Annotated in this window: 4 protein-coding genes and 1 pseudogene; 1 reads left to right on the top strand and 4 read right to left on the bottom strand. The window is 63.9% G+C overall.

Annotated features, from left to right (window positions below; translation table 11 throughout):
- Nucleotides 1–128: 128 nt before the first annotated feature.
- Nucleotides 129–485, top strand: a pseudogene (locus HBH26_RS20945) (integrase core domain-containing protein); the annotation flags it as partial.
- A 184-nt stretch (nucleotides 486–669) separates the two neighbouring features.
- Here the strand turns inward: HBH26_RS20945 and HBH26_RS20160 are convergent.
- The 4 genes from HBH26_RS20160 to HBH26_RS20145 form a co-directional block, all read right to left on the bottom strand.
- Nucleotides 670–2,013, bottom strand: coding sequence for a glycoside hydrolase family 130 protein (locus HBH26_RS20160; protein WP_168136357.1), 1,344 nt, complete (start codon nucleotides 2,011–2,013; stop codon nucleotides 670–672).
- A complete protein-coding gene (locus HBH26_RS20155; protein WP_168136356.1) occupies nucleotides 2,004–4,310 on the bottom strand; it encodes a glycosyltransferase family 4 protein in 2,307 nt (768 codons plus the stop codon). Before HBH26_RS20155 ends, HBH26_RS20160 begins: the two co-directional genes overlap by 10 nt.
- 56 nt (nucleotides 4,311–4,366) lie before the next feature.
- Nucleotides 4,367–5,470, bottom strand: a complete 1,104-nt coding sequence (locus HBH26_RS20150; protein ID WP_168136355.1) for a mannose-1-phosphate guanylyltransferase/mannose-6-phosphate isomerase — start codon at nucleotides 5,468–5,470, stop codon at nucleotides 4,367–4,369.
- 396 nt (nucleotides 5,471–5,866) lie between these two features.
- Complete coding sequence (locus HBH26_RS20145; protein ID WP_168136354.1) at nucleotides 5,867–6,499, bottom strand: hypothetical protein; 633 nt, start codon at nucleotides 6,497–6,499, stop codon at nucleotides 5,867–5,869.
- Nucleotides 6,500–6,635 lie beyond the last annotated feature (136 nt).

Below are 6,635 nucleotides of genomic sequence, written 5' to 3'. Positions count from 1 at the left end.
TCGACAACCTCACTTTAGATACCTGCTGTCCGGCCATGGCTTGCCCTGATGAAGCCTGCGGCCGCTACGCGGCCTTGTCTTCATCAGGGCCATAGCGGCTCCCGAACCAGCGCTTCCCAATGTGCTATGGGACCGAACTGACGTCGAACGCGGTGCTCGCCTGGTGCGGCGATGTGGGCGTCGAGTGGCATTACATCGCGCCCGGCAAGCCGACGCAGAACGGGTGCGTCGAGAGCTTCAATGGTCGCATGCGCGACGAACTGCTCAACGAGACGCTGTTCTTCACCATCGGTCAGGCCCGCTCGATCCTGGCGCGCTGGGTCGACGACTACAACACCGAGCGGCCGCACTCGTCGCTCGGCTACGCTACACCGGCCGCATTCGCAGCCGGGCTCGAACAGCAACGGGCGGGGTTAACCCCGCCCGTTGCCTCACCCGCGCTCATGCGCGACAACACCGGTCGGTCTCTGGTCGCAGCTGGATGAAAGATCGGGGTCACGTCATCGGCTGCTGCGTTGAGGCGGTGCCCGAAGCCGATGCCCACTCTCGGATGCGGTCGACTTGATGAGATTGCGGCTTGGCCAGAGCTCGCTCTTCACAGGTCCGAGCGGTGAAACCGACCGATTGCGCGTCGAAGCCAGGACCGGCGCTTATGCTCGTTGCCGACGATCACGCATCCGTTCGATCCCGCACCTGCCCGAAATCGCGGATTAGCGAGTAACGGGACACGGATGGCGGGCAAAGCATCGCCAGTAGTTCCGCCAGGTCGATCGATGCAAAGCTCACCGAGCTGTCCGCCACCCCGTAGGGCATGATCAGCCGACCGGCGTGCGCCAGTGCCCCGCAGGTATAGACGACGTTGGGAACATAGCCCTCCCGAGCTTCATCGGAAGGCGACAGTAGCGGCACCGCCGTTCGACCGATGATGCAGGATGGGTCCTCTCGATCGAGCAACAGTGCGCCGATTGAATATTTGCGCATTGCGCCGACGCCGTGGGTAAGTACGAGCCAGCCCTCCTCGAGCTCGATGGGCGCCCCGCAGTTGCCGATTTGGATGAGTTCCCAGGCATATTCAGGACGGGCGAGAAGTTCACCGCGCTCCCATCGATATAGGTCTGGCGAACGCAGCAGGTAGAGGCTCTCGCCATCTTGCCGGCCGACCATCAGATAATCGCCATCGAACTTGCGTGGAAATAGAGCCATGCCCTTGTTGCGCGCGGCACTCCCTTGCAAAGCCCGCAACTCGAAAGTCTCGAAGTCGCGGGTCAGCAGTATCTCCGAAGCTATCGCTGCGCCGCTGTAGGCGGTGTAGGTGCCGTAATAGGCGCGGTTCCCATCGTCATCCTCGAACCTGACGAGACGCAGATCCTCCAGGCCATTGCGTTGGGCCGGCGTGAACGGGAACAGGACCATCTCGTCGAGACGGTTGCTGCAGTCATGCCGGCGAAAGACGACACTGCCGTCGGGCTGACTCTCAGCCTTGGCGGCGACCGCAAGATCGGGCTCCGGATCAAGCTCGATAGTGCCGTCGACACGAACGATCCCTTGTCGAAAGGTCACAGAGGAAATGTGCCCCTCGCCCACGGCCCGCAGCGACAGGATGAATCGAAGCGCCCCCTCGGTCAGCCCCGTCTGGTCGGGGTGCGGAACGATGCTCGGGTTCATGACCGCCGCGGCGCCGAAGGAGTATTCGTGGCAAAAATAGGCGCCGATGAGTTGGCGCTGAGCGCGGTCCAATGGATCAGCCAGGCCAATCTCGCTCGCCACCTGATCGTACCGCTCCTCGAACACCCGGCGTATCTCGCGATGGCGGCTTTCGAAATCCGCGAGCACAAGGGCGAGCTCGGCTTGGGTCGTGCGGCCGTCCATGGCGCGCACCGCGGCAATGATCCGCCGCACTCGATCATTATTGACCGGGTTGATGTCCCGCGGCTCCGGAGCGAGATGAAGGGGCCGTACGACGACCCGATCTGGGTTCGGCAGCAGCCGCAGGCTGGATTGGATCAGCGGCATGCAACGCCTCCGGAAGCAGCGGCTCGCGCCTTGCCTCTCTCTGAACCCTCGGCAGCGCTGCGGATACGCGCAATCGCTAGAGCCGCGAACTGATAGGCAAGGATGGACTCTGCACCCTGGTTCAGGTTCACGCGGTCTACTTGCAATCCGTCGTAGCAACCGCCATCGGGGCTGGCGATGCGCGCTCCCAGGTCATTGGTGCCCAGGTACCAGGCGAAAGCCGCTTCGGCATGCGCTCGCCAACGCTGGTCGCCGTCTTGCTCAAATGCGAGGGCGCACGCGTCGATTGTTGCCCAGGCTTCAAGTGGCTGCTGGTCGAAGGCGCGGGGGGCCTGGTACTCAGCCCCGAAGCTTTGGGTCCCTACGGGTCGGAAGTGACCTTCGGATGCGGTCTGCAGCCGTCGTAGCCAGTCGAGCGCCTCCAGCGCCTCGCGGCGCATGTCACCATCATCAAGAACATCGCTCGCCAGCAGCAACGCCTCGGGGAGGCGGGCATTGTCATAGGCGAGCACCGGTTCGAACCACGTCCAACCGCTTCTCCTTTCTGCGCGGAGCAGGCTGAGCAGCTCTCCCGCGAATGTCTCCAGCTGGAGCCTTGCGGGCCGAAGTCCGGGATAGACGCGAAGATGAGCGGCAAGGCCGAGTATGGCGAACGCTCGGGCTCGCGGGCTCGTGAGGTAACCAGTGGCCGGGATCACCTTGTCGGCAAGCGCCGTAGCCCAAAGCTTGAGACCGTGATTGCGGGTTAGCTCCGCCGTGCGCCCGATCGCCCACAGCGCCCGGCCAAAGCTGTCCTGCGAGCCCTCGCGCTCGAGCCATTGCCGATCGAAGCCCATGAAGTTGCGGAACCGCTTGGCATGCTCGTCCCAGGCGAGATCGACGAAGGAGGCGTAGGTAGATGCGAGCAAGATAGCGCGTTTGCTGTCTATCCCCTCCGCCTCGAACATTGCGGCAAGCATCAGGGCTCGAGCGTTGTCGTCGAGGCAATAGCCATGTCGCCGGTCGGGCACCGTGGACCGGCTGTGCTGGAGCATGCCACAGCCATCGCTCATTCGGGCGACGGCATTGAGAGTGGACTTGGGCGACATTGCCGTGGAGGGGTTGAGCTGTACCAGATCCTGCTTGGAACTGGCTTCGACACGTGCCCGTTGGAAGAGGGTCGTATAGCGCTCCGCGACCACCGGCCAGATCATCTCCCGGCCGGCTTGGTAGGCGTTTCGACGCAGCTCGTCGCAGAGGCTCCGGTCGGAAAGGACGGCGCCGACCGCCTCGGCGAGCGCCTCGGGTGACGCGAACGGCACGAGCTGCCCGCGGCGGTCGGCTACCTTCTCCTTCGCATGCCAGTAGGGCGTCGAAATTACCGCCTTGCCGAGGCCCACGGCGTAGGCCAGCGTGCCACTCGTAATCTGCGCCTCGGAAAGATAGGGCGTCACATAGATATCGCAGGCTGACAGCCACGCTTGTAGGGTTGGTGCGTCGACATACTCGTTCACGAACCGGACGTGGTTCGAAAGACCGAGACTCTGAACGCGAGCTTCCAACCGCTCGCGATAGCGTTCTCCTTCGCGGGCCACCAGATGAGGGTGCGTTGCCCCCAGGACGACGTAGACGAGATCGGGGTGGTCTTTAACGAGACGAGAGAGCCCATCGATCATGACCTCGATGCCCTTGTTCGGCGAGAGCAGGCCGAAGGTCAGGATGACCCGGTGGCCATCGAGGCCGAAGCGGTGCTTGTGGAACGCGGGGTCAAGGAATGGCACGTCAGGGATTCCGTGCGGGATCACGGAGATCTTGCTGTCCGCTACCCCCATGTCGCGCTCGAGGATGGTTCTTCCCATTTCTGTCATAGCGACAAGGCGCGATGACCGCTCGACGAGCGCTTGCATAACCCGTTGCTGAGCACGGTCTGGCCGCGTCAGGATCGTGTGGAGCGTTGTCACGATCGGCGCCCGAAGCTTCTCGAGCATCGGCAGGAGATAGCCGCCGGCATCCCCGCCGAAGATGCCAAACTCGTGTTGGACGCACACCACGTCGGGATTGAGCGCGTTGAGATGATCCGCCGCGGCCAGGTACGCAGCGGGATCGTCCTGCGCGATCTCGTAGCCGACCTCCGAGGGATAGAGGTGCCGCATGCCCGGATCGTTCATAGCGATCGTCGTCAGACTGGTGTCAGGCGCGATCTGGACCAGCGCGCTGCGCAGGTCGGCCGTGAAGGTCGCGATGCCGCAGCGGCGCGGTGGGAAGTTGCCGATCAGGGCGATGTGGCGGACCGGCGGGGTCAGGGCATAGCCACTCATCAAGCTCTCCTTCTAAGACGTCTTCAGGGTCAGGGGGGTGCCGCGTCGTCTCCAGGTCAGGAGGCGGGCGTTGCCGCCGACAGCGCCGCAGCCGGTGAGGGCGCTGGCGGCTCGGTCGTCTCAGCTGCCAAGCGTACCAGCCGGCGCACTTCCTGAGCACGCTCGCGGGGTATCACCAGGACCACGTCCTCCGTCGCAACGATGACAAGATCAGATATGCCCAAGGCCGCGACGCGGGGGCCATCGCTCCGGATCAGGCAGCCCTGGCTGTCGAGGGCGAGCACATCGCCGTGGAAGGCATTGTCGCTATCGTCCCGAGTTTCGACCTCGTGGAGCGCGTCCCAGCTCCCGATGTCGGACCAGCCCACATCGACAGGCACGACCGCCATGCGCGATGCGCGCTCCATGACCAGGTAATCGATCGATTGCGCTTCGATGGCGGCAAAGGTCGCACGATCGGGGATCACCCGACCTGCCTCGCGATGGCCAGTGGACAGCGCCTTGCGGACCGAACCCACGAGCGTGGGGGCTTGGATCGAGAGCTCCTCGAGGAGGCGGTCGGAGCGCAGGAGAAATATTCCAGCGTTCCACAAATAACTGCCTTCGGCGAGCATGCGCTCGGCGCGGGCGGCTTCGGGCTTTTCGACGAACCGGTTCACCCGGCATATCGGGCCGGAGAGCGAGTCTCCCATGTGAATGTAGCCGTAGCCGGTTGCCGGGCGGTCGGGCGTGATACCGAACGTCACTAACCAGCCGACTTCGGCTAATGAAAGCGCACGATGAACGGCCTTGCCGAACGCTTCAACGTTCCTGATCACATGATCGCTTGGCATGACCAGCAGCAGGTTGTCCTCCTCCACACTCTCGAGCGCAGCCATCGCAAGGGCGGGGGCGGTGTTGCGCCCAATGGGCTTGAGGAGCAGTCGCGAGGGAGCGCAGCCCACCGCACTCAACTCGGCGATAACCCGCCTCTCATGCTCCTGGCTTGCGACAATGATCGGAGCGGCTGCATGCCGGATGCTCCTGGCCCGAAGAACTGTTTGTTGCAGAAGGCTCTTTTCGCCGGCCAAGGGCAGAAACTGCTTAGGCGTCTGTTCGGTCGAAAGTGGCCACAGCCTTGTCCCAGAGCCACCGGACAGGATGACAGGGATCAACTGCATGGGATCTTGCCCCTCTTTCGCTAAGTCCCTGGGGAGAGCAGCGCTTTCCCAAGAGGAACACCGGTCCGAATCCTTTCGGCGGCGGGCGATCGAGATGGCCGCATCCGCTGCCAAGGCGACGTCAGGATTAGAACCGGGGTGGTTGCCTCGCCCTGCGCTAGATCAGTCGGGGGAGGGCGGCGCGATGCTCTTGGTCCTTCGATGGACGATCGTGCGTCCGATCCGAGCAATTGCTCGCGTGGGGTTCGCGGGGCTGCCCCCGCATGGGGTCGGATCACGGCGGCAGATCAGGACCTTCAGTTTGGCAATCGAGATCGCAGCCAAGTGGCTCCAGTCAGGGCTCGGATGTCCCGCCGGGGGAGGAGAGTGCGAGAAGCGTAAGCCCCGGCGGCCGGATCAGCCGTTTCTTACTTCGCCCGTTACGTGGCTCAGCCTTGAACGCGCCCGCTGCCCCGCTCGATGCGCGGCGATCAGCTCCTGCTCTCGCTCCTGGATCCAGGGTGGAAGAACTGCTCCGCGGTCGAGGAACAAGCTCGCGCGTTCGAGCCACGGATGACCGGTATTGTGAAGCTCGTTCATCGAGTCCGCGCCGTGAAGCATGGGACCGAACCGCACAGCTTCGACACTTCCGCTCGCAAGCCTCTCGTCGAACGATTGATCGACACGCTCCAGAAAACGAGCGAGATCCTCCATGTCGGCAGGATCCGGGAAAGCCGGCTCCACGGCGCGATCGGGCAAGTAACGCAGCACCGGCGGCCACTGAGAGATGTCGTCCCACCAAAGCGGCGGCATCGGAATGCCATCCGATCGGGCGGAGCGGGGGTGCTTGGTCATTTCGCCAACCGGGAGGTCCACGAGCTCGTAGAACTCAGTCGTCGTCCAGGCATGATGGTCGTCACCCCAGAAGCCGCCCCATCCCGCAACGTTTGGGTTTTCGAAGACCTCCGCGGCGCAGAATGCTCCCAGCCACACCCGGGACGCGATCCCCAGGCGGCCGAGCAGCCGCTGGACCGCGATACTGCTTTGCACGCACTTGGTGGGTAAGCGTGGCGTGAGGACCGCAGTTTATGCGGCTTGGGCTGTTGGCTGATCTGTCTGGGGCACCCAGTTCCACGGCATCAGCTCGTCCCAGCGGGTGGCGGGCCAGTCGCCGGCGACCCTGGCG

This window comes from Sphingomonas corticis (assembly GCF_012035195.1).
In the GTDB taxonomy this organism is placed as follows: Bacteria; Pseudomonadota; Alphaproteobacteria; order Sphingomonadales; family Sphingomonadaceae; genus Sphingomonas; species Sphingomonas corticis.
This window is presented reverse-complemented; position numbering and strand designations above follow the sequence as displayed.